The organism is Pedobacter sp. KBW06, assembly GCF_003852525.1.
GTDB lineage: Bacteria > Bacteroidota > Bacteroidia > Sphingobacteriales > Sphingobacteriaceae > Pedobacter.
On sequence record NZ_QAJL01000003.1, the window covers coordinates 1044536 to 1068742 of the forward strand.

Annotated in this window: 21 protein-coding genes; 6 read left to right on the top strand and 15 right to left on the bottom strand. The window is 43.2% G+C overall.

Features of this window, described 5'->3' with window-relative positions; translation table 11 throughout:
- Nucleotides 1-62: 62 nt before the first annotated feature.
- The 6 genes from DBR43_RS19145 to DBR43_RS19170 all read right to left on the bottom strand — a co-directional run bounded on the left by DBR43_RS19145 (nt 63) and on the right by DBR43_RS19170 (nt 9364).
- Nucleotides 63-1211, bottom strand: a complete 1149-nt coding sequence (locus DBR43_RS19145; protein ID WP_124583701.1) for a helix-turn-helix domain-containing protein — start codon at nt 1209-1211, stop codon at nt 63-65.
- Between the two features lie 190 nt (nt 1212-1401).
- Nucleotides 1402-2973, bottom strand: coding sequence for a discoidin domain-containing protein (locus DBR43_RS19150; protein WP_124583703.1), 1572 nt, complete (start codon nt 2971-2973; stop codon nt 1402-1404).
- Nucleotides 2974-3101: 128 nt separating this feature from the next.
- Entirely contained in the window at nt 3102-3887 is a 786-nt protein-coding gene (locus tag DBR43_RS19155; RefSeq protein ID WP_124583705.1) for an SDR family NAD(P)-dependent oxidoreductase, read from the bottom strand.
- Between the two features lie 15 nt (nt 3888-3902).
- Nucleotides 3903-5069, bottom strand: a complete 1167-nt coding sequence (locus tag DBR43_RS19160) for a mandelate racemase/muconate lactonizing enzyme family protein (RefSeq protein ID WP_124583707.1) — start codon at nt 5067-5069, stop codon at nt 3903-3905.
- 112 nt (nt 5070-5181) lie between these two features.
- On the bottom strand, nt 5182-8559 hold the full coding sequence (locus DBR43_RS19165) for a glycoside hydrolase family 2 protein (RefSeq protein WP_124583709.1): 3378 nt from the start codon (nt 8557-8559) through the stop codon (nt 5182-5184).
- A 106-nt stretch (nt 8560-8665) separates the two neighbouring features.
- Nucleotides 8666-9364 carry an RraA family protein gene (locus DBR43_RS19170; protein ID WP_124583710.1) on the bottom strand — a complete coding sequence of 233 codons (699 nt, stop codon included), beginning with the start codon at nt 9362-9364 and terminating at the stop codon, nt 8666-8668.
- Between the two features lie 122 nt (nt 9365-9486).
- Here DBR43_RS19170 and DBR43_RS19175 point away from each other — a divergent pair, with 122 nt between their 5' ends.
- The 5 genes from DBR43_RS19175 to DBR43_RS19195 all read left to right on the top strand — a co-directional run bounded on the left by DBR43_RS19175 (nt 9487) and on the right by DBR43_RS19195 (nt 14422).
- Nucleotides 9487-10353 (top strand): AraC family transcriptional regulator, encoded by an 867-nt coding sequence (locus DBR43_RS19175; RefSeq protein ID WP_124583711.1) that lies wholly within the window; start codon nt 9487-9489, stop codon nt 10351-10353.
- A 201-nt stretch (nt 10354-10554) separates the two neighbouring features.
- Complete coding sequence (locus DBR43_RS19180) at nt 10555-11265, top strand: hypothetical protein (protein ID WP_124583713.1); 711 nt, start codon at nt 10555-10557, stop codon at nt 11263-11265.
- Between the two features lie 10 nt (nt 11266-11275).
- On the top strand, nt 11276-12385 hold the full coding sequence (locus DBR43_RS19185) for a hypothetical protein (RefSeq protein ID WP_124583715.1): 1110 nt from the start codon (nt 11276-11278) through the stop codon (nt 12383-12385).
- A 28-nt stretch (nt 12386-12413) separates the two neighbouring features.
- Nucleotides 12414-13406 carry a hypothetical protein gene (locus tag DBR43_RS19190; RefSeq protein WP_124583717.1) on the top strand — a complete coding sequence of 331 codons (993 nt, stop codon included), beginning with the start codon at nt 12414-12416 and terminating at the stop codon, nt 13404-13406.
- 272 nt (nt 13407-13678) lie between these two features.
- Nucleotides 13679-14422: an SDR family oxidoreductase gene (locus tag DBR43_RS19195; protein ID WP_124583720.1), complete on the top strand. Its 744-nt coding sequence runs from the start codon at nt 13679-13681 to the stop codon at nt 14420-14422.
- 10 nt (nt 14423-14432) lie between these two features.
- Here DBR43_RS19195 and DBR43_RS19200 read toward each other — a convergent pair whose 3' ends face one another.
- The 4 genes from DBR43_RS19200 to DBR43_RS19215 form a co-directional block, all read right to left on the bottom strand.
- Entirely contained in the window at nt 14433-15113 is a 681-nt protein-coding gene (locus tag DBR43_RS19200) for an ATP-dependent Clp protease proteolytic subunit (RefSeq protein WP_124583722.1), read from the bottom strand.
- Nucleotides 15114-15196: 83 nt separating this feature from the next.
- Nucleotides 15197-15466, bottom strand: coding sequence for a hypothetical protein (locus tag DBR43_RS19205; protein ID WP_124583724.1), 270 nt, complete (start codon nt 15464-15466; stop codon nt 15197-15199).
- The gene (locus DBR43_RS19210) at nt 15447-16010 is read right to left on the bottom strand and encodes an RNA polymerase sigma factor (protein ID WP_124583726.1); all 564 of its coding nucleotides are present in this window, start codon (nt 16008-16010) and stop codon (nt 15447-15449) included. Before DBR43_RS19210 ends, DBR43_RS19205 begins: the two co-directional genes overlap by 20 nt.
- Before the next feature lie 81 nt (nt 16011-16091).
- A complete protein-coding gene (locus tag DBR43_RS19215; protein ID WP_124583729.1) occupies nt 16092-16673 on the bottom strand; it encodes a tRNA-(ms[2]io[6]A)-hydroxylase in 582 nt (193 codons plus the stop codon).
- A gap of 88 nt (nt 16674-16761) precedes the next feature.
- Between DBR43_RS19215 and DBR43_RS19220 the strand changes: the two genes are divergently transcribed.
- Complete coding sequence (locus DBR43_RS19220) at nt 16762-18000, top strand: glycosyltransferase family 4 protein (RefSeq protein ID WP_124583730.1); 1239 nt, start codon at nt 16762-16764, stop codon at nt 17998-18000.
- 3 nt (nt 18001-18003) lie between these two features.
- Here DBR43_RS19220 and DBR43_RS19225 read toward each other — a convergent pair whose 3' ends face one another.
- The 5 genes from DBR43_RS19225 to DBR43_RS19250 all read right to left on the bottom strand — a co-directional run bounded on the left by DBR43_RS19225 (nt 18004) and on the right by DBR43_RS19250 (nt 24197).
- Nucleotides 18004-18348 (bottom strand): hypothetical protein, encoded by a 345-nt coding sequence (locus DBR43_RS19225; RefSeq protein ID WP_124583732.1) that lies wholly within the window; start codon nt 18346-18348, stop codon nt 18004-18006.
- Nucleotides 18349-18613: 265 nt separating this feature from the next.
- Nucleotides 18614-19285: a helix-turn-helix domain-containing protein gene (locus DBR43_RS19230; RefSeq protein ID WP_124583734.1), complete on the bottom strand. Its 672-nt coding sequence runs from the start codon at nt 19283-19285 to the stop codon at nt 18614-18616.
- Nucleotides 19286-19651: 366 nt separating this feature from the next.
- Nucleotides 19652-21601: a polysaccharide biosynthesis protein gene (locus DBR43_RS19235; protein ID WP_124583736.1), complete on the bottom strand. Its 1950-nt coding sequence runs from the start codon at nt 21599-21601 to the stop codon at nt 19652-19654.
- Between the two features lie 107 nt (nt 21602-21708).
- Nucleotides 21709-23250, bottom strand: a complete 1542-nt coding sequence (locus DBR43_RS19240; RefSeq protein WP_233603040.1) for a GNAT family N-acetyltransferase — start codon at nt 23248-23250, stop codon at nt 21709-21711.
- Nucleotides 23247-24197, bottom strand: coding sequence for a hypothetical protein (locus DBR43_RS19250; protein WP_124583739.1), 951 nt, complete (start codon nt 24195-24197; stop codon nt 23247-23249). The genes DBR43_RS19240 and DBR43_RS19250 overlap by 4 nt, the downstream gene beginning before the upstream one ends.
- Nucleotides 24198-24207 lie beyond the last annotated feature (10 nt).

A 24207-nucleotide genomic window follows, 5' to 3' on the forward strand; every position in this document is an offset into this window, starting at 1 on the left:
GGTGTACGACTTTTTACAAATCCGCCTGAGAGAGAAACACAATCAATTGATTACAAACAACATCAAACCAAAGAATTGCGAAACTGCGTAGGCGTCAGGTTGGTGTATTTTTTAAAGGCCGTATTGAAAGAAGATTTTGAATTGAACCCAACCTGGTATAAAACCTCCTGAATATTTAGCTCAGTTTTTGAAGGATCTTTTAAGATCGCCATTGCTTTTTGAATGCGGTATTCGTTCACGAAATCAAAAAAGTGCTGATCAAGGTGATGGTTGATGAGAATCGATAAATCACGTACCGGCATTTCCATTTGCAGCGCAAGGTCCTGAACAGTTAAAGAGGGCTCAAGATAAGGCTCCATCCGACTCATATATGCTTTCAGACGTCCGATCTTTTCCTGATTTTCTACACTCAATTCCTGTTTTTGCAACCCGCTTTCTTCCTCTGGCAGCGCAATCATATTTTCAATTGGCTGAAGCCTGGAGTCTACCCCTCTGAAAAGGTCCGGATAGTACAGCGCCTTCATCACAAACCAGCACAGGATAAATACCGCATTGACGCCCACAAAAATTTGCGCCCCGTTAAAAATATCAGAAGAACCGCTAAACAACAGCAGGTCTTTAAACATCACAATGGTATGCACAATGGTAATCACAACAGTCAGCTGAAACAACCATTTGTAAGTAATCGTAGCGCTATTGGTATAATTCTCCAGATAGACCTTTTTATACTTCCTCAGCACAAGAAAGATAGCGATGATGTAAAATGCAAATTGAAGGTGACCAACAACCAGGTGTACTATGCCTGCAGTAAAACCACCCTGGTTATTTAAAAAGCTGGTTTTATCCTCCGCTGATACCAGGTAAAAGACACTGGTCAGGTACAGGTTTTCGATCACAAAAGGAATCGCATGCAGCAGATGCCTGGGTTTCAGCTTAAAATCAGAATAACAAACCGCTAAGGCATACAGAAAAAACAAGGGGTTAATTAAAGCAGAAGTGGTCCTCCTGAACACTTCCAGATCAGGATAATGCTGGGTAAGGGGATAGATAAACCATCCGCTAAGGTCCACTGCGTTCAGAATGATGAAACCAGCAAGAAGGACGTTTCCCAATTTATTATTTGTGGAGACCGTTAACAGGAAAAAGGACAAAAGCAAGGACACAAAAACGGCAACGATTGAAATAATGCTGATTAGATTTTGCTCCACCATTTAGCGATTGTTGATTTATATGCTAATGTAATACATTGTTTCAATTCTGCAGGTACCTCTCCAAAAAACGCTACCGCTATTTCAGCATGATGCCTGCTCCTGCAGCTGTCTGAAAATCAATTCATAAAAAAGCAGGTACGTGACCAAACGTACCTGCTGATCCCCAACCAGGGCATTAATCTGACTCAGATTAATTTTTAAACACGCCAACTTCTGCGAGCGAAGCGTACTGACGACCATCAGTAGCGGAGGTAACGATTACCTTAAAATATTTAAAGGTCTTTGTAGCGGGCAAATAAATGAACTGTGGCCCTCCCAGGTCTTTCAACACATAATTCCCCAGTACCGTCCAGGCGATATTGTCGCTACTCGTCAGAATCTGCATGTCTTTTATTTTACTGCTTCCTCCACGCTGGGTAAATACAAACCCATCTGCTGCCAATGCCTGGCCCATATTGACCACAAAGTGATGCGGAAAGGTCGGTGCATTGTTATTCCAGCGCGTCACCCAGGCAGTGGTATTGTTCCTATCCAGGAGGTTGGTTACCTTTCCATTTTCCTCCACCGTCTCCTCTGAACTGAAATCAGTCACCTGCCAGTTTGTTTTCGCATATTCGTTTTTATCCCCGAAATCAATAACCGGGCTTCCGTTTTTGATTTCATAAGGATAAGGAACATTCAGCAGGCTTCCGTTTTCACTGCAGAGCATGATCCTTAACTCATAAGCATAATCTTCTGTATTGCTAAACTCAGTCAAAGGCATGCTGACATAGAAACTGTCTACCCCAATTTTTTGCGTAGACCAGAGAACGGCATCATAGTCTTTATTTCCACCGATTCCGTTTTTATTCCCATCGTTATAAAAATTGATGTAATTAACGGAACCTGCAGCGGACAAACGTCCGGAAATTACAATATTTCCGCCTTCGTATTTGGCATTCAAATGGTTGATTGACGCATTGAAAGGGCTGTACCAATCTGTTTTCGTGACTTTACTAAAGACCTGATTGTTGTTCAGAATCGCGCAATCCGCTTTGGTCAGGTAAGTTGGCGTTTTCCCATAACTTGAGTTCCCCGCCCCCATCAATGAAGTTCCAAATTGTGCATTTTCTGATTTTTGCCCCCCATTATGAGGTAAATTGATGCCATGGCCAAGCTCATGCATTAGTCCGCCGATCCAGCCTGTTGCTTTATCCCCGGCTGCTGTACCGGTGCCCAGATCTTTAATGTCCATTCCCGGATAATCCAGAGCAAAACAGTTACGGCCCAATCCGTAAAAAGGGGCATTATCTGCCTGAATGTCTTGAACGCACATGATGATGAGGGTATGGTCACTCGTTTTTTCCGTCGGATGTGCCACGAAATATTCGTCTATTTCTTTGAGGACATTACCTGCTCCGCCATTATAGGAATAATTAGACTGATCTAATTTTCCTCTGATCTCTACGATCTTGATCCTCTTTTTTGCCACATCTTTCAGCAATCCAAAGCTTTTGTCTCCAAATCCCCAGTGTTTCATCCATTTTCCATAGAATTCCTGGCCTTGAAGCATCATTTCACTGATCCTGCGGTGGTAATCATCATTGGCCGTTTTACCGGAAGCAATGAAATAAACCACATTCAGGTTATACGCATAATCAGATTTGTAATGGTATCCCGTATCTATTGGAACTTCGTCAACAGGTACTCCGGGAACATCGCTTTTTTTACAGGCGAATAGAAAGGCTACTGCGAACAGCAGGAGGCAAGCATGTTTTTTCATCTAAGGTTTGTTTAGGTTAATGATTCTTTAATGTTCTTCTGGTTAACAAGAACAAACGAATATAAACCTCCCTGAGAATGATCACTTTACATGGAGTGTCCAATGCTGACACCATATTGCCATCAGGACTAATTGTCCTGCATTAACGCACTTCTTCCCCCATCAATGGGATAAGTGGTTCCGGATGCAAATGCCGCATAATCGCTGGCCAGAAAAGCACACCAGGCCCCTATTTCTTCTGTGGTTCCCAGTTTTTTTACCGGATGAAGGTCAACCGTTCTTTGTCTTTCCTGTTCAGCGTCTGCAAAGGAATCGAACCAGCTCTGATTTCCAGGGGTATCGATAAATCCAGGTGCGATCCCTACACAACGAATTGCGGGGCCCCATTCAATGGCCAGACTTCTTACCAATCCGGTCAGTGCAGTCTTGGCAAGGTTATAAGGAAAGCATCCCGGAATCGTATGATTGGCATGATTGGAGGTCATGATCAGGATCACTCCCCCTCTCTGTTCGAGGTAAGGACGGCACAATTTGGCCAGTCGCCAGTGCGAACTCAGGTTCAGGTTCAGGTTGTCCTGCCATTCCTGTTCCCCACATTCTGCCGCGCCTTGAAAAAAGTTCTTCCCGGCATTGGAAACCAGGATGTCTATTCCGCCGTCTTTTGCCGCAGCTGCAACGAGTGTTTCCAGCGTTTCTGCTTTGCTGAGATCCGCCTGTATATACTGGCCCGAAGCACCTTCCGCTTTAAGGGTATCGAGGAACAAATTCGCTCCTGCACTGCCGGCAGCATCCAATGCACATCCGGTAACCCTACAGCCAGCTCTGGCCAGCATTTTTGCGATGCCCAGACCTATCCCCGAACTCACTCCGGTAACGACTGCCTGTTTCCCTTTTAAATCAATTTGCAAAGCCATGATGATGATGTTATTTTAAACGTAAAAACCTGGCCTCGGAACCAGAATCCCTGGGTGTTTCTCCATTTCTTCTTCTACCAGATCTACCCCCAGACCTGGTCTGTCGGACAACTGTAAATGGCCATTGTTAACCATATTTCCAATCGGATGGCTGATCACCTCGTCTCTCCAGGGCACATCATTAAACATAAACTCCTGTCTGAAAAAGTTCGGAACCGAAGCACAAACATGTGCGCTTGCCAGGGTAGATAAAGGTCCGTTTGGATTGTGTGGTGCCAGCAAAACATTATAAGCCTCCATCATGGTTGCCATGCGTTTCATTTCTGAAGGACCCCCACAACGAGTAATATCAGGCATCATGATGTCGCAAATATTCTTTTCTAAAACAGGTCTGATGCCATGTCTGGTATAGTGTCTTTCTCCTACACAGATCGAAACGTTCGATGGAATTCTTTCCCTCATGGCCCGCAGGTTGTCGGCACTTTCAGGTCCGGCAGGTTCTTCATACCAGGTGATGTCCAGTGCCGATAAACGTTGCGCCATTTTTACCGCAACGCGATAGTTTAACATGGCATGGGTTTCAATCATGATGTCGAACTCAGGTCCGACGGCATCACGTACTGCCTTGCTGACATTGAAAGCCAAATCCTGCTGTTCTGCTGTAAGGGTAAGGTTCGAAGACAGGTCTTCCCCATACAAGTAGTTCGTATGGGCAAAAGGATCAAACTTTAAGCCTGTAAATCCGGCTTCTTTAACCTTTAAGGCCTGGGCTGCATAATCTGCCTCATTGTGTCCGCCACCGGTAAACCAGTAATTGGCATAGAGTAAAATATCTTTCCGAAAAGCGCCACCCAGCAGTTCATAACATGGCGCTCCCAATACTTTTCCTTTAAGGTCCAGTAAGGCCATATCTATACCACTAATCGCACACAGGCTGGCACCATAAGGGCCCATCCAGTTTAAATCACGGTAAAGCTTGGTCCAGATGAAATCTGTTTTCATCGGATCCAGGCCTATAATCCTTTCTCCAACATGTTTGGCCGCATGGTAGACAATCGGACTCCCCGGCCAGTTCGTTGCTTCTCCAACCCCGGTATGTCCGGTATCTGTATAAATCTTTAATAAAGTCCAGTTGTATTTAACCCCCTCTACCAGCCAGACTTTTACCTCAGTGATTTTCATCAGTATATATTTGTTTTTTATCGGTTATGAAGCGATTATGATCTCGTGTTCATTTCGTTGTATGATCTTACAGATCATAATGGTTTCATTACCATATATTGTTTAGATCCTTTTATTTAGATCCCTCTAATTTAAGCTTAATTTTTCCTTTTAATTCAGAACCCATTTTTAAAGGCCTGCGTTCTTTGCTGTAATAACCCGCAAAGAAGCCATCAGAACCACCTCCATTTAACTCTGCCAGCAGAAACCTTGTTTTATTACCATCAATCCAGCTTCTCGCACTTTGCGTTCCATCACTATAAACCGTGAGCCGCTCTCCTTTGTCGTTGCTCAATCCGGCATGATAAATATTGGCTTTGGTACTTCTGAAATCCCGGCTTCCCAAGTCATTTGCATCAGCAGACCAGGGGCCCACAGGAACCTGCAAAGGAGCTTCCACATATTTCTGATGCACCGGCAAGGCCCGGATGTCTCCGGCAGTTCTGGCGATATCGTGTTCCGGATAAACGCTCCAATATCCTTTACTCGAATAATTTAAATGCTGGAAATCTGAGGGCAGTTCGAAAGCCAAGCCCCATTGTCTGGGATTGATGTTCAGCGTATCGGTCACCTTAAAATCGTATTCAATTTCAATCGTTCCATCTGCCAGAAACGTATAGTTAAAAGCACCTTTCAGGTAATTGTAACTGCCTTCTACTTTAACATGAACCGACTCCTGATCTTTTGAGGCAGTCAGCGAACCCGTTTTCCAGTTCCCTTCCGGCTGATATAAAATCGGCTTGATGTTTCGCTGATAATTGTTCCCAGCGATATGAGGTGCCCCACCATCATCGCCATTCATCGGAACCACCATCATGGCAATCCCGCCAAGAATTTTATGGTCAGTTACCAGGCCTTTATTTTTATCGAACGTATATTTTTGTGTGCCACGGCTCAATACAATCTGATCACCGGATTTCTTAAATTTAACGGCAACATTTGATTCCAGCGGGATGGCCATTCCTGCAGCAGAAAAAACCATTTGTTCTTCCTGGGTGATGAATCCCCTCGGGTCGGTAAAAGTGATGCCAACGACCTTCGCATCATCGGGTACCTGCAGTTCCAAATCCCCTGATGATCTTGCCGGAATATCCAGGCTTACAGACTTGGACACACCATCAACCGTATATCTGAGCTGCCCTTCCTTTAAATTGGCGAAGTTATACCTGTTCTCTATTTTCAGCAGCAGAATGCCATTATTTGGCCTCGCTTCCTTTAAATTACGAACCACAAAAGGGGCGTACGATTTCCTTACAGAAATGAACTCCGGCTTCTCTCTTCTCCAGCTATCAAGAACAGCGCCCCATGGTCCATAGCCCACAATGGTACTGTCCGGTTTATGAAAGATATCGTCAATCCCGGCCCAGATGGCACCACCCAGGCAAGCCTCATGCGTATACATTTTATCGTACATCTGGTGCAGCATCCTTCCCCAATCTACACGGACATATGGATCCGTTACTTCCTCCAGTCTGTTATAGGTCTGCACATGGCAATACTCCCCAAACAGCACCGGCCGGTCTGTAAATTTATCGGTTTGCTCGGGCCCGCCCAAACCAGGATAATGAATATTCCTGATATCGGCCTTACTGCCCGCATTATTAAAGCCTCCATAAGTCTGGTCATGGAAAGCTGTAGGGCGCAATGGATCGTATTTTTTCACCTCCGCGTTTACTTTATCCCATAAAGGGCTCCAACGGGATTCATTGGCAATAGACCAGATGATGATGGAAGGATGGTTTCGGTTTCCGCGAATATTCTCAAAATTAGCCCTTAGAAAATGAGGCAGAAATTCCGGGTTCAGGTAATTCCATTCTTTCCAGATCGGGCTGGCATGATGTTCTACCCAGGTAATTGCGGCTTCAGCCTCGACAAACATTCCTAAAGAATCACAGGCAGACAGGAATTCTTCTGAAGGGGGATAATGTGAAGTACGGATATAATTACAATTGGCATTTCTGAACAATTCGGCATCTTTCCGGTTCAATGCCACGCTCAGGCTTCTGCCGCCAAGCGCAGTCACATCATGTCGGTTGGCACCATGTAACTTTATAGCTTTGTTATTGACGAAAAACTGGTTCCCCCGGATGTCAATCTGCCTGAAACCCATTTTTTGTCTGTTTTCCTGCAGGACTTTTCCTTTACTCAGCAACTGAGTGACTAAAGTGTAGAGATAAGGATGTTCTGTATCCCATTTTTCCGGTTGATTAACGGGGATGCTGAGGATTCCTTTCAGATCTGTCTTTGGACGAAGCCCTTTCTTTTCCATGGCATTTCCGCTGATACTGAGTTCCTTTCCTTGCGGGTCCAGCAATATAAATTTCAATGCAACATCTGCGGCAAGTTTTGATTCATTAAAAACCTGATAGTCGATATGGAGACTGGCATGCTGATAGTTTTTATCAAAGGTTACCTGAGGATAGATTTCACCTATATTCAGTTCCGGTAATGCAGTTAAAGTCACCTTTCTCAGAATTCCACCTACAGTATGTGCGGCATATTGAGATACACAACCCAACTTATCGGAAACCGTTAAACTCGCCACCTTTACTTCTATTTTATTTGTCCCTGCTTTTACCGCAGCACTGGCATCCATCTCAAAAATCACAAAGCCACCTTCATGCCTGCCGAGGGTTTTCCCGTTCAGCAGGACTTCACAATATGAACTTACTCCGTCAAAACGCAATTTGATCTTTTTGCCTTTCCAGTCGTCCGGAAGTTCAAAAGAAGTGGTATAAGAGGCCTGCGCTGCAGAATCTACATGATAACCCTGCATTTCCCATTCTCCTGGAACCTGAATTTTGCCCTGCTGTGTCTGATACTTAAAATCCCAGGTCCCGTTTAAAGACAAAACAGGATATTTGACGTTTTCTACACGTACAGGAACCGGCGATAAGCGTTCCGGCTTAAAAGAGATGCTCCTGATCTTTTCTGCCAGGACATCCTGGTACACCAAAGGTTTTGACCCGGTAGACAAGATCTCCAAACGGCTCAGCGGAACATTTGCACCGGAAACTGCGATCAAATCGAACATAAACGCTCCATCCTGACAGGCAGCAGCCGGAATAGTGTAAGTGACCGTCAGTGCTTTCCCGTAAGGCAGTGCCAGGGAACTGCTCAGAACCTCATGATCTGCCACGACTTTGACCTTGCGGTCTTTGGAATCAGAAAGATAGGTGACCCTCAGCTGATAACTGCTTTTAACATCAGCAACCTTAAATGGAATGGAGATCCTGCCTGCAAAGAAAATTGCCCTTTCTTTCGCATTGACCGGCAAGACATCGGCAGGAATTTCCTGTCGGGTATAAGTATAGGCCTGGCCTGTTTTGCTGAGCAGGCAATCTCCGCAATCCGACGCACTGTAATTTTGAACTGTTTTATACTCCTGACTGTAAGCGGCTCCCAAGCCGAACAGCAGCAGCATTGGAAGACAGCGTAATTGTTTTAACATTATATTTTAAAGTTAGATTTTTTTCATTGGTACATCATTGTTTTTTAATGGTAATGAAGCGATCATGGGCAGGTTCATTAGATGTCTTTGTTTATCCTGCTTTCCATTACATAATCCCATAAGTTTCAAATGCCGCTTTGGCCGACATTCCTTCTTTGATTTTTTGAAAGACCACCTTCTCTCCCCTTGCTTTTTCAAAAGCAAGCCTGAAAATCTCTTCGGAGGCTGCTTTCGGAACAATACAAACCCCATCCCGGTCTCCAATCACATAATCGCCATTCCGGATCAGCACCCCATTCATTTCTATAGGCGTTCTGAAGTCGATCACTTTCCCTCTTGGTGCCTGATCTTTCGCATAACTGCCATAAGAAAAAACAGGAAAGTTCAGTTCCAGAATCCCATTTGTATCGCGGGAATAACCATTGACTACTGCTCCCGCAGCACCCAGTTTAACCGCCCTCATGCTCATCAGTTCTCCCCATAAGGCATAGGAAGGGGCCGATCCGGTACAGATGTACACTTCGTTTTTCTTCAAATCATCCAAAGCCTCGAGCATCAATCCAAATGGCTTTTGTAAAACAGGGTTGTTTCCCTGCTCTGCAGACTCCACAACATCGGCTTCCAATACCGGCATTGCCTTACCTACAATGAGCATATCGCTTCGCAATGGCTGGACCTGAGGTGGCAAAAACTGGTTCAGGAAACCTAATTTGTCCATAATGTCGCCGATCACCGCAGTAAAAAGTTCTGCTTTTATAGAGGCAATCAGTTCCTCTTCGCTGGTAGGGTTGTGCAATGAGATCATCGGCTATATTTTTTAAGCAAGTTACCTGCTCTTTCTTGCGGGAACTCACCATCAATTGCCCAAGGCTGACACTATATTGTCAATTATTTTGATTTATCAGAATAAAAAAGCAAATTAACCTTATGCAACCACTTTTATTCGAAACTAAAACCGTTTTACATGAAAGCATCTTTGTAAAGGAGGTGAATGTAAAATGTCTGACCAATCCCTTACATTTTCACAACGAATATGAAATGGTATGGATGACTAAAAGTAACGGGCGAAGAATTGTCGGCGACAGTATTGAGAACTTTTCCGAAGGTGATCTGATCATTATGGGGCCGAACCTGCCTCATGTCATGTACAACGATAAAGAATATTATGAACCTGAGAGTGAGCGGGAGGTTAAAGCAATCGTGACCTACTTCCGTCTGGACTGGCTGAACGATAATTTTCTGGGCGCAAATGAGGTGGGCAAATTCAATGACCTTTTAAAAGACATCCAAAGAGGCATCCGTATTTTTGGAAAATCAAGAAACGAGGTCGTTGCCATTTTGAATGAGTTGCTCCTCAGTGCAGGATTGAGAAGAATTATTCATTTGCTGAGCATTCTGGACTTGCTATCCGGTACAAAGGAATACGAATGCCTTTCCAGTACGGGTTATACCAATCCTCATAACCAGAAAGACGTTCAGCGCATCGATAAGATTTATAATTATGTAATGAACAATTTCACGCAGAACATCAGTCTGGAACAAACGGCTGCAATGGCCAATATGACCACGGCCTCCTTTTGCAAATACTTTAAAGGCAGAACACAAAAGACCTTTACCCATTTTGTAAATGAAGTCAGAATTGGATATGCCTGTAAGCTCTTGTACAACGATCACCTGACAGTATCACAAATCTGCTTTCAAAGTGGGTTCAATAACCTGACCAATTTCAACCGGAACTTCAAACGTTTCATCCGGATCAGCCCTTCCGACTTTAAGAAAAATTTAAAACCATAGCCATATTCCCGGTCATTATTTTTCATCCGTAGATATTGTCTTTTATTGGTGATGAAGCAATCATGATCTTTTGCTCATTTCGTTAGCTGATTTCAAAGATGGCCATGCTTTCAATTAATTTCCCCGGAATAAGAGCTGCTTAAATAAATCGGTACATTATATTCGTTTTTTGTTATTTTTAACGACAGATAAACATCAGCTATGAGCGAGGAACCAGAAAACAATTCTTTTGGAATTTTAAGAAGTTTAAAGAAACTAATCTTTGAAGACAGCCCGGAACCACAAACTTCTGCTACACCAGAAGCCCCTGCACCTCCGGTTATACCAAATAAAACAGCTGAACCTGTAACGAAGAACCCCCAAACAAATCTAACACAAAACACTTCTGATTTACCGGCAACAGATGTAAAGCAGATGAAGTTAAAAGTATTGGAGATCCTGGAAAAGATCAACCAGCCGGGAATTGATTTTTTTGAAGTATGGAATGCAGCAGCAGAAATGGGCAGTGTAAATGCAGGAACCTTAAAGGCCGCATTTACCTCTTTAAAGTACGTTGATAAAACCCTGGACAAAGAGAAGCTCAGCAGAACCGGACAAAATTATGCCACTGAACTAAAGAAAGTAATTGACAAAGAGACCGCCGCTAAACAGGCAGAAAAACAAAGTATTGAGCAAAGCCAGGTAAAAGAAAAAGCAAGCCTTACGGCAGAGGTACAGCAGATCGAACAAAGCATCCTGGAACTTCGTGAAAAGCTCAGCTCGAAACAAAAGGACCTGAATGAAATCAACAGCAAATATGAACCTCAGCTCCTGGATATTGATAACAAAATTGCGGTTGGCAATACTGCCGTTATCGAAGTTGTAGCCGATATTCAAAACGCCCTTAACATAATAGAAACCAATATAAACTAAAAACTCTCCTATGGAAAACAAAAGTCAATTCGTAAATATACCGGCAGAACTGAAGAGTCAGCTCCCTATATTTCAGGTGCTCGGGGATCATTTACCCTCGCAGCTTCAAACGCCGGAAGCAAAGAAAACCATTTCCAGCATCTTCTTCTGGGCCCTTATTTTAGGTGGTGCCTTTGCCTTCTTCAAATTCCTGCCCATCATGCTGGAATATGCGGCGAAAAGCATCCTGCTTGTAATTTTCAGTATCATTTTAATTGTCTTGTTGTTACTGGCCCCAAAAATCATTGCATTATTACATCGCCTTGGAACCATCCTGATTTTTAAAGGAGAGAAAGCCATCATCCGTAACAACCCGATCGAAACTTTACGATTGTTATCTAAAGATGCCAAGGATACCCTGAAGCGTGTAAAGGATAAAATAGCAAATGTAGATGGTGTCCGTATCGACATGATTCAAAGTGGTGAAACCGCACAAAAAACAGCTGAAGAAAAGTATACCTATGCAAAACGCTTTACAGTAGAAGCAGCCAACCTGGACGAAAAAGGAAAACAGGAAAGCAGTAACAGCAATACAGAGAAAGCAAATGAATATGCCAGGGACGCTAAAGAAACCCGCACAAAAGCATTTTTATTGGGTAAAGAGGGCGAAGCGGAAGAGCAAAACGCAAGAAGTTATGTTCAATATGCCAATCAGTTTGCGAAAGTTTTAGAAGTATTGAAAGACAATGAAAGTGCAGCCAGAATCTATGTCAGCACATTGGACAGCAGCATTTCCATCATCTCTAAAAAACTGGAAGCCACTCAAAAAATGAAGAATGCAACAGAAGGTCTTGCCGAAGTCTTTAACATCAAAGACGGATGGGTATTCCAGGAAGCAATGGACGCGGCAACAGGCGCGATCAGCCAGAACATTGCATCGATCCGTTCCAATCTGGACTTCCTTGACCAGAACAACAACATTACCGTTGGTGGTGCGCCTTCACAAGGTGAACTGGAAGAGTTCATCAAAAAAGTAGACGAACGCAACCTGAAAATGCTGAACGTAAGCAAAATGGCGGATTCCTATTATGACCTGAAACCGGAAGAGAAAGTAGACAAAGGTTTCTCCTTATTAGATTAATCAATAAAACCAAAATACAAACAAGAACATGGAAGAAAAATCAACCTGGGCCAGATTACGCTGGCCGATAAAAGCAATCATTCTGGCCATTCCAATCATTGGAATCGGTTACTGGGCATTTGAAAGTGGTAAATTTGACGGAGCAAGCCCTAAATCAGCTACTGCAGATACCACAAGTGTCAGCCCTACAATGGCTGGTACAAAGGCCACTGATGAAAAAAGAACCTTCAATTATAGCCCTGAAAAACCCGTTAACGGAGAATACAAAGGAGTGGTTGAAGTAGGTGCTTCAGGCTTTAACTCTTTCGTTGTCAACATCGATAAAGAGAAACGCTGGGAGATCATCTCCAAAGACTTCGGTAAATCTTTCGTATATGAAGGAATGGCCACTACAGCTGATATCCGTACCGGATTAAAAAACTATATCGGTGCGATGTTTGATAAAGGGGTGAAATCAAAAAACATCCACTTCGTAATCAGTTCAGGTGCACAAAAAGAGCCTAAAACTGCAGCAATTTCTACGGAATTAAAGAAAATGGGATATGTCGTGAACCTGGTTACTGCAGAGCAGGAAGGTAAACTAGCCTTGAAATGCGTATTGCCGGCTTCTTATTACGACAACTCTTTTGTGGTTGATATCGGCTCTGGAAACACTAAAATCTCCTGGATAGACGGAGATGTTAAATCTGTTGAAGCACCAGGAGCTAAGTATTATGAAAAAGAATTAAAGGATGATGCCGTTTATGCACAGGTGAAAAGTGCACTGGAAAAATTGCCTGCGAAAAAACGTGAGATCTGTTTCATCATTGGTGGGGTTCCTTATGAACTGGCCAAACAAAGCCGTAACGGAGAGGAAAGATTTACGGTATTAAACAACCCTGAAAAATATGCCGTTGATAAAATCAAGATCAAAAGTGGTGTAAATATCTATAAAGCGATTAAAGATGCTACCAAATGCGATACTTTCGTATTCGACTGGGATGCTAACTTTACCATTGGATTCTTATTGACAGTTAAATAAGATCCTCAAATGAAGAGAAAAAGAGGGGTTCATCGATGATGGGCCCCTCTTTTTTTTATCCCCACAGCAGCCCTAAATTATTATTTCAATCCGCTGACATTCTGTTATTGCAAAACAAACCGATCGGTCTTATATTTGTATGGTAATTACAAAAGCAATGAAGAAAACGTTGCTGTTTTTTTACTTAAAAAAAGACCAGTTGGTTTATTTTAGAACACAAACTTCATAGCGAGCAAAAACAACGTTAACAACAACATTAAAATCTAAATAAAATGGACATCACAAACAATACCATCCTGATCACCGGCGGAAGCGCAGGCATCGGATTTGAAATCGCTAAAGCATTTACCGCAGCCGGCAATCAGGTGATCATCACCGGCAGAGATCAGAAAAGACTTGACGAAGCCCTGATTCAGCTTCCCGGAGCCATTGGATTTAAAGGGGACATCAGCAATGAGCAGGATACTGCGGCATTGGTCGCTGCTCTGATCAAGGATTTTCCAGCACTGAATTTGGTGGTCAATAATGCCGGACAGGCCTACAAATATGACATCGCAAATAGCGAAAATGCTTTTGATAAAGCCCAGGATGAAATGCTGACCAATTACCTGGCCGTGGTTCGTCTGAACGAAAAACTATTACCGGCACTAAAAGCGCAAGCCACCGCAGCCATCGTAAACGTGACCTCCATTGTTGCCCTTGTTCCCGGTCAGCTGACCAGTTATTCTGCCTCAAAAGCAGCCTTACATTCCTATAGCCAGAGCTTAAGGATCGCCCTGGAAAGAAGCAGCGGACAGGTAAAGGTTTTTGAGCTGATGCCTCCATTGGTGAACACCAGCTTTAGTGCCATCATCAATGGCCACAATGGAATTCCTGCTTCAGAAGTAGCGGCAGATCTGATCGCGGCCCTTGAAAACGACGAGTTCGAAATTCATGTGGGCAATACTAAATACGTGTATGAGCTCTCATTAACTGCACCAGAAGAAGCATTGGCCCTCATGAACCCTATAGAATAATTGCTGCTGTTTATAAAATTTCATCAATCATTCCAAACGCTTTAGCCTCTGGAGCGGTCATCCAATAATCCCGGCTGGCCGCTTCATTGATACGTTCATATTCCTGTCCGCTATGACTGGCGATAATCTGATACAGCTCTTTTTGAATTTTAAGGATTTCCCTGACGCTGATGTCCATGTCTGTGGCAGTTCCCTGCGTTCCGCCGGAAGCCTGATGGATCATCACCCTGGAATGTTTCAATGCAGAGCGTTTTCCAGCAGTACCAGCACATAACAACACCGAGCCAAAGGAAAGTGCAATCCCGGTACAGATCGTCGCTACATCAGGCGAAATCAGCTGCATGGTGTCATAAATTCCCAAACCTGCATACACCGCTCCTCCCGGACAATTGACATACAGCTGAATGTCTTTCCCGGCATCCACAGATTGCAGGAACAGCAACTGCGCCTGAACAACGTTCGCATTCCTGTCGTCAACAGGTTCCCCCATAAAAATAATCCGGTCCATCATTAGTCTGGAGAATACATCCATCTGGGCTACATTTAGCTGCCGCTCTTCTGTGATATAAGGGGTCATTGCCATTGGGCGCATCGCGGTGGATGCTCTGGAAATGTAATTTTCCATATAATTACTATTGATCCGGTGGTGTTTCACCGCATACTGAAAAAATTCATTCTTGTTCATATTCATGGTATTAAAGGATTAAATTTTTGACATAGCGATGCCTCATCCCCTATTCGGGGAAATCTGTAAAGGCATGCGAAAAATTGAAATTATTTACGGAAGAGTTTCAGGATCTTCTGCCGGAAAGACTGATGCTCAGGGGCACTGAACAACTTTTCATGGACCTTTTCGATTTCCGATCTCAGCTGCTGCCGTCCGTATTGCTGAATCAGACCATAGGTTCTTTTCTGCCAGTAGAGGCTTTCCTTCAGTTCAGGTTGTAAAATCAGCCTGGCTTCGAATAAGAGCTGATCTCCCGGCTCCCCTTTGGCACTCAGATAATCCTCCACTAAACGGAGCTCATTCCAGGATGTCTTCATACTTCAGGGATTTTTCTTTTACCGTTTCTTTAACTTTTTCCAGGCATTTAAACTTCTGAACGGTGGCCGACCGGGGACTGGAAAAGCCAAAGCGCTCTGCCATTTCTTTCATATCCATTCGCTCATAATAAAATGCACTGAGCAGCTCCATACATTTTTGTCCGGCGGTTTGCAGCAACCTGAGCAACCTGGGTGCGGAGACTTCTTCATAGCCAGAGTCGCTCAGGTTCAGGCTTTCCTCAAAGTCAGCCCCAAACTGGTCCAGGGAAATCTTGTTATTATTTTCCTGATAGCGCTTATTCCAAAGGAATCTGGCAATCCCAAAAAGATATGATTTTTCAGTATACCTAAGGGCGACATCCCCTCGCTGTGTTTTCTCATAGTAGATCACCAAGGCATCCTGAAACAGGTCTTTGGCCTCCTCAAAGGAACCACCCATCCTGCTGATGTACCTGGCAACCAATGGGAATGCGTCCTGATACAGCGATAATAATCGCTGCTCCCTGGCTCCTTCTTGTTTTTCCATAATTGGTATTGTCCTCATAGCCATGATGCTTTTTATAGTATGTGACTCTTTTTAACCAAATATCACCCGAATCCGAAGATTATTTTTCAGGACCAGTGTTTAACCATGAATGGCTTCCTTATTTCCGAAGCTCTGAATCAGCTCTCCTTCAAACTCCAGCCATTCTTTCCATCTTTTATCTACATCCACATCAATCGTGTATTTACGTGCAAAATTTAGGAAAGTCGTATAATGTCCCGCTTCTGAAACCATCAGGTCATGATAAAATTTAGCCAGTTCAGGATCTTTAATGTTTTGCGACAATACCCTGAAACGCTCACAACTTCTGGCTTCAATCATTGCGGCAAATAAAAGGCGGTCTATAAAAGAATTGTTCCTGCTTCCATCCTTACGACTAAACTTCACCAGGCGGCCTACATAATCATCTTTTCGTTCGCGGCCAAGGGTATATCCTCTTTTCTTGATGATCTCGATCACCATTTGGAAATGCTGCATCTCTTCAATGGCAATAGCAGTTAATTCCTCCACCAGATCCATATGTTCAGAATTATTGGTAATCAGCGTAATGGCATTGGTCGCTGCTTTCTGCTCGCACCAGGCATGGTCCGTTAAGATTTCTTCCAAATTCGATTCCGCAATATTCGCCCAACGGGGGTCTGTCAATAATTTTAATCCTAACATTCTGGTATAAATAAATTCTTCGTTCCAAAATTAGGAATAATCATAGTCTTTGCATTAAAAACATCTATTTTGCATCAATTTTAAAGAAATGAATGAAAATCGCATATTGATCATTGGGCTGGTCTGGCCGGAGCCAGGCTCATCGGCTGCAGGTACAAGAATGGTTCAACTGGTTCATTTGTTTCTTTCCAGGGGATATGAGGTTATTTTTGCTTCTGCAGCTTCCAAATCTGAATTTAGCTTTAACTTACAGGAGATCGGGGTATCAGAACGTGGGATCACCCTGAATGATCCGGGTTTTAATGTGTTTCTGAAAGAAATCAATCCGGGGATAGTGCTCTTCGACCGTTTTATTATGGAAGAGCAATATGGATGGAGGGTTCTGGAAGAATGCCCGGATGCGATGCGCATACTGGATACCGAAGACCTTCACTGCTTACGGAATGCCCGGCAGCAGGCCTTAAAAAAACACCAGCCTTTTAATGAGGCAGATTTGTTTACCGATATGGCCAAGCGGGAAATTGCAGCCATCCTGAGGTGCGACTTATCATTGATCATCTCTGAAGTAGAAATGAAAATTCTACAGGAACAATTTCAGATCAATCCTGCATTAATTTACTATTTACCATTTTTAGAGGAAGCGCTCAGCGGGAAAGATATCCGGAACTGGAAGCGCTTTGAGGAACGTGAGGGATTTGTCTTTATCGGGAATTTTTTACACGAACCCAACTGGCATACCCTGCAGGTCCTGAAGACAAAAGTATGGCCACTGATCAGGAAGAAAATACCCGCAGCGAACCTTCATATCTATGGCGCTTATGCCACACAGAAGGTGATGCAATTGCACAATGAGAAAGAGCGGTTTCACATTCATGGACGCGCTAAAGATGCAAGAAAAAGCATTTCAAGTCATAGGATTTTGCTGGCACCCATCCAGTTCGGAGCAGGTGTCAAAGGGAAGTTCATAGATGCCATGCAGGTAGGAACACCTGCAGTAACTACAACTGTCGGGGCCGAAGCCATGACCGGAGGCATGGATTGGAATGGGGAAATAGCAGATGATTTAGCCCTTTTTTCGGATCAGGCTGCGGCTTTATATCAAGACAAAACCCGATGGCTGCAGGCACAGCAAAACGGGGTCCTGATCATTAATGAGCGTTATGGAAAATCAGGTTTTATGGATGCATTTATGACGGCAATAAAGCTTTTATCCGCTGATTTAACCGGACATCGCCGCCGAAATTTCTTTGGGCAGATCCTGCAGTACCATACCGCAAGCAGCACCAAATATATGTCCTTATGGATTGCAGAAAAAAAAAGGCCCTAGTTTTCACAAAGGGCCTTTACGTACCAATCTCTTATAATCTTCCAGCAATGCAATGTACTTTTCCATCCAGTAATAAACGGAATCAGGCGGACTAAAGCGATGGTCAGAATTTAAGACCATCAAATCTTCCTTAGGCATGAACTGTTTGAATTCATCTTCAAAATCATTTGAAAAATCGTAATCTATCACTTTCCCTATCTCACAAATTACGTCAGCATGCAATTTTTTTTGCCTGAACCAATTGTACAGGGTCCTCCTGTTTACATGTAATCGCCTTGATAATTCACTAATGTTCACATTCTTCCGCCGAACAGCAAGTTCAACGATTTCACCAGCATTAAGTTCCATAGTCTTTGTAATTATTACATCATAAAACAACTTTTAGGTTAAACAATTTGGGATGCGTTTAAACAAAAAAAGGAAGAAGCAATTCTGGAGGGTTCGAGCGCAGATCTAATCTAGTTTGAGCAGCAGTTATGGTTCAACGTCAATGTTATCAAAATAATAGACGTTTCAGTATAAATTTTCAAAATCTTACAATCAAATATATTCCTAAAAAAAGTATTGTAAGAACCTACTGGTGGTCAAAAATCTATTATTCATGTTCAAATCCTCAATAAGTGGTTACAAAAAGGATCATCCCTCCCAATTCCCCCACATCATCATACCAGGGATTCACTGTGCTTTTCAATAAAGTTCCGTCAATATAAAAATCATAATCTCCAGCCAGCGTAGCTATTTCTCCCTGCAAAACCCTTCGTTTTAAAAGGTCCAGGTCTTTACCCTTTCCTGGGAAAAAGTCAAAGAAATTTTTACCAATTAAATCAACATCTGTTAAATTACACACGCTTATTAATTGTTTCGAAATCAACAAATAATTCATGTTTTTATCCAACATGGCCACCGGCAAAGGAAATTGAGAGATCAGGATATGGTTCCTTTCGGTCAGGTCCTCATTCTCTTTTTCATGGCTGTTTTTCTCCCCTTTATTCCGCAAATACCGGTTGTAACATAAGGTATAGTTTGCGGGGTTTGAGAAGCCCAGCATAAATGCCATTTGTTTCTTACTGCAACCTGTACTTCGAATGTGTTCTTCGGCAAATTCCATTTGTAATCTTCTGAAATAGAGGTATGGACTGGTCTGGAACGTACTTTTAAAATCACGCATCAGCTTAGAAACAGAAATATGATGCAGGCCCGCCAGATTTTCTACCGCAGGGAATCCTGAAAGGATCACTGTACCAAGATATTCGGCAATTTGAACACTTTTATTATTAGTCCCCATGATGTTCGGATGTTATTTTGTCAGCACACGGTTTGACATGAGCAAGGCTTAACCAGCTGCTGCCCATGAGTAAAAACGTACCGCTTAGGTTCCAACATCAAAATCATGAACTGCAATCACAGCAGAAAAATATTCCTCCCGGACCTCAGTATATTTACCGTTAAGGCTGCGACCTGAGAATTCCCCCAAAGATAGCCGCAGCCTGATTCCAAAAGCCCCCTGACTTCCGGAATACAAATTAAAAAACGCCCCCATTTTTTATTTTTTATTTATAAATTTTCTTTCCCTTATTTCCCCGTTAATGATGTTTTCCCACAACATCCGGGAATAACTGAACCTTAATATAACAAAAAAATTACAGAACCATCAAATTTCTGGCTCCACACGAACATTAAACAAAGTAGTTCCCGATTCTTTCAGCACTCCGATACCTTGATAATCTGCATTGCTACTCACATATTCAGGGATCATTTCCTGCATTTTCCGAACCGTCTGCTGGTTATCATTCAACTGGCTCAGCGCCAGAAGCTCGTTGATTTTTCTCGCTATGTACTCATAAGGATAATCGATCACCGAGGATATCTTTATTTTTTCATGGTAAGTGGGGATCACTTTCTCCGTTTTATTCAACAACTCCTCATACAATTTCTCTCCCGGCCTAAGCCCCACGAAACAAATTTTTATATCGGTATACGGCAAAAATCCAGCTAACTTTATCATGTTTATTGCCAGATCCAGAATTTTAACCGGCTCACCCATATCAAAAATATAAATCTCCCCGCCATTCCCCATCACTGAAGCTTCCAAAACAAGTTGTACAGCCTCGGGAATCGTCATAAAATACCTGGTCACTTCAGGATCCGTAACTGTTACCGGTCCGCCTATTTCAATTTGAGCCCTAAATCGTGGAACAACTGACCCATTTGACCCCAGCACATTCCCAAAACGTGTGGTGATAAAACGCGTTTTATGCAGGTGTTCCGCCTGGTAATTCTGGAGCGACTGGATGTACATTTCTGCAATTCTCTTGGAAGCCCCCATCACATTCGTTGGCTTTACGGCCTTATCGGTAGAAATCATAATGAACTTTTCAACCTGATATTCAAGGGCAAGATCTGCCATGTTCTTTGTCCCCAAAACATTGGTCAGAATTGCTTCTGAAGGGTTGTGTTCCATCATTGGGACATGTTTTAATGCTGCAGCATGAAAAATTACTTCCGGCCGGCAGGTATCAAACATATGCTTTAGCCTGCCATAATTCTGAATGTTGATGATCATAAATTTACAGGAGCTGTCCGGAAAATGATCTTCAATTTCCAGCTGCATTTCATGAAGCGGACTTTCTGCCTGGTCACATAAAATCAGCTGTTCGGGATGACATTTCAGGATCTGACGGATAATTTCAGATCCGATAGAACCGGCAGCTCCGGTAACAAGTACCCTTTTACCACAAAGACCCGCAATTACATTGGAGCCATCCATATGAATGGGCTCACGCTGCAGCAAATCTTCAATCTTCAGGTCCGGAAGCTGACTGAGCTTTAATTTCCCTTTTAGCCAGTGGTTGGAAGCAGGAACAGATATCACCCTGATGCCGCATTCCATACATTTTTCTATCGCCAGCTTCCGCCCTTCTATGTCTTTACAATCCTCCATCACAATCATTTTCTCTACCCCATGCTTTTTCTTCAGTTCAGGAATCCTCCAGGAACCATAGACCCGTTTTTGTTCCAGATGTTTGTGGACCAGGTCCGCATGGTCATCCACAAAACCCAGTACTTCAAAATTCTTTTCTGAAGCAGCATCAAGCCCTTGTTTGATGAGCAGGGAAGAACGGTCTACCCCATAAATCAACAAGACCTCTTTCCCAACGATCTGCAGATCTTTGAGGTAATGAAAAAGCTGTTTTACGCTGATCCTGAGCGCAATCAGGACCGAGGCAGAAATGAAGAAGTTAATGACCAGTGTCGAAAGGAACCGCTGACTGTCAAAATCAAAATACGGCTTTAACAATGTATAACTGGCGATTATAAATAAGCAACCCGTTAGCATTACAGCCTTAAATACACGGAAAATATCTTCCACACTGGAATACCTGATGATACCGGTATGAATTCTCATCATGACAAATGCCAGCACAGAAATGACCTGGTATAAGAGCAGATAGCGCAGTTCATGATGATCAAATACATCCCTGTAATTCCCCTTTTCCAGAATGATGAGGGACAGTACAAAGGAAACACTGACAATCATCTGATCAATTGATAAGATAATCCACCTGGAGTATACTTTTTCGCAAAATAGAATCTTTTTCATTTGAATACGTTTATTTTTTTGCGGTTATGAAGCGATCATCAGCATGTTCATTCCTCTTGGTAAGCACGATGCTGATGACGCGGTACAGATATGAGTAAGGAACAGACCTATACCTTATGTGCCTGCAAACGGTATAGCGGAAAAAAATCAACTTCGGTTTGAGGTTCAATCTCCTGCTGAAGTATCAATGCGGTATAAGCCTCCTGATCGGCCACAAAACGCCAGGTTTGGTAGGACATGGTCAGGCTGGAGAAATTGGTCTTCCACAGAAATAAAGAATCCTCTTTAAAACCCAGTCCTCCTCCCAAATTATAGTATTTCGCACCCAGTTTACGTCCGAGAATGGTGATCTCCTCTGTCAGCAGTTTTGCCGGAGAATCGGCGAGATAAGCCGCTCTTGTGCCTAATAAATGTGCCTGCATGATCCCGTTTGTCAGGACAACAACAGCACCACATACCGGATAATCGTCTTTATCATACACAAAGATCAGCCGGGCATCAAATTCATCGGTATGCAAGAGTGCTTTAAAATAGGCTTCGTCAAAATAGTATGTTTCTGAAGCATCCACCCGAAGCATATTTAAGGTATAGATCGAGACAAAATTCCGGATGTCCTCATCTGTATTGGCTTCCTTTACATAATACCCCTTCTCCCTCAGTTTTCTGATTTTCCTCAGCACTCCTCCATGATAGTTCTGCTGCTGCACTTCCAAAGAAAGGCTGAGGTCAAACACCACCACCTTTCCATTGTCGACCAAACCTCCAAAACATCCCACTAATGCCGACTGGTCAAGAAAGGGGTTTAACCTGGAAAAGACCGTCACCACCTGCTCTTCCTTTAGAAAATTCAAAAAAGAACGCTTAAAACCTGCGATAAATCCAGCCGTTAAAGTCTTAAAATCCCGGTTTGAAATCGGACCGCTATAGCCATAAACAGAACTCATATCATGGTATGCAGAATCCGGTATGTTTCTTTTGATTAATGGAATGGCCATAAAATCAGCTCCTTCTTCGTAGACAAACAGGACTGCCTTTCCGTTACTGTTGTCCAATGAATGATAGGTCCAGGAATGGTAGAAATCATACTTCAAAGCCTGCTTAACCAGGCTTCTCCATTTCGCTTCCTCCTCCAGGGTAATGGTATAAGAACTCCCCTCCCTTACCAGCTTATCATCGTTTCTATGCAATTCCATCCGGATAAACCCGCCCACAAGCCCAGTCTCTTTAAAGCCCAGTTTCTTGTAAATGGCAACCGCACCGGTGTTTTCCGGATTTACATCCAGCAGGATCTTGTCCAGATGAAGGGTATTAAAGCCATAATCAAGGATCAATGAGGTCGCCTGACTGCCTATTCCCTTCCCCCAACAGTCCATTTCCGCAATAAAAAGATGAAATTCGGCCACTCCATCTGCGATATTGATCAGCTGAACATTCCCAACATACCTTTTTGTGTCCGTCAGGCAAATGGCAAATCTTTTCTGATCCTCCCGCAGCAGGGTCTCACTTAACCATTTGGTCTCCATTTCCGCAGTAATTGGCGCGCTTGGCCTGAAAGGAGTAAATTTCCATACCTCCGGATTGTTCCGCCAATGGAAAGAGGTCATAGCATCGGCCACGACCAGGGGCCTTAAAAAGACAGGTGCTTTCATAATACAGTTTTTAATACATTTAGGATTCGCTTCATATCCGCATGGGTATAACGATGGTCTATGGGCAATGCAATCAGATGACTGGTCAGGTAATGCTCATACATCATTTTTGTGGTCCATTCCAGGACGTTTGGCCAATAAGTAGCGACATAGATGTGTTTATCCAGTAATTTTTTTTTGAGGCTCAGGGAGGAAGTCAACAGTGGGTATACCATTGGTCCGTTAATCAGCGAGGCATCAAAAGCATAATCATTGTGGGCCTCCAGAAAATCATGGAGGTACATAAAATTGGAATTCCGCCGGTACCTGCACATCTTGTAATCGATGCCGGACAAGATTTTCTGCGATAAGGAAGACATTCTTTTAATCGGATTATTCGACAGCAGGACATTGTTATTGATAAAATCTTCATACCCCATTTCGATTCCAAGATCAATGCTCTTGGTCAGATGAGAAAACCTTTCAAAAGAAACATCTTTCTCCAGCTTCAGGCGCAGCGGGCTATTGGTTTGAAGGTAGGCCCCATCCGGAACACCGAAAAATTTCCTGCAGGAATAAAAGGTATCCGGCCCCTCCAGTGGCGGAGCGAAAAAGGCCTGAGAATTGTCGATGATCAGGTTTGGAAACACCGCGCTCAACCTGCTCACCGTTTCCTGTTTCAGGCCAAAGTAATTCGTATACAACAGACATTCTTCAGGGCCAACTTCAAAATCCAGTACCGGATCCATGTGCTCATCAATGGTATAATACTGAAATGGAATGCCCAGCCTTTTCAGCGGTTCCAGCATGACCTCACAGGTATAATAAGGGACATGAACCAATCGGTACCGCTTTACCTTTAAAATGTATTCAAAGGCATTTCTGCCGGTATTTAATTTTAACAGGGAAGGATAAAATTCTTCTCCTTTGGACAGTTGCAGCTCCAAATATCCTCCAAGTGATCTCATTTTATGCAGT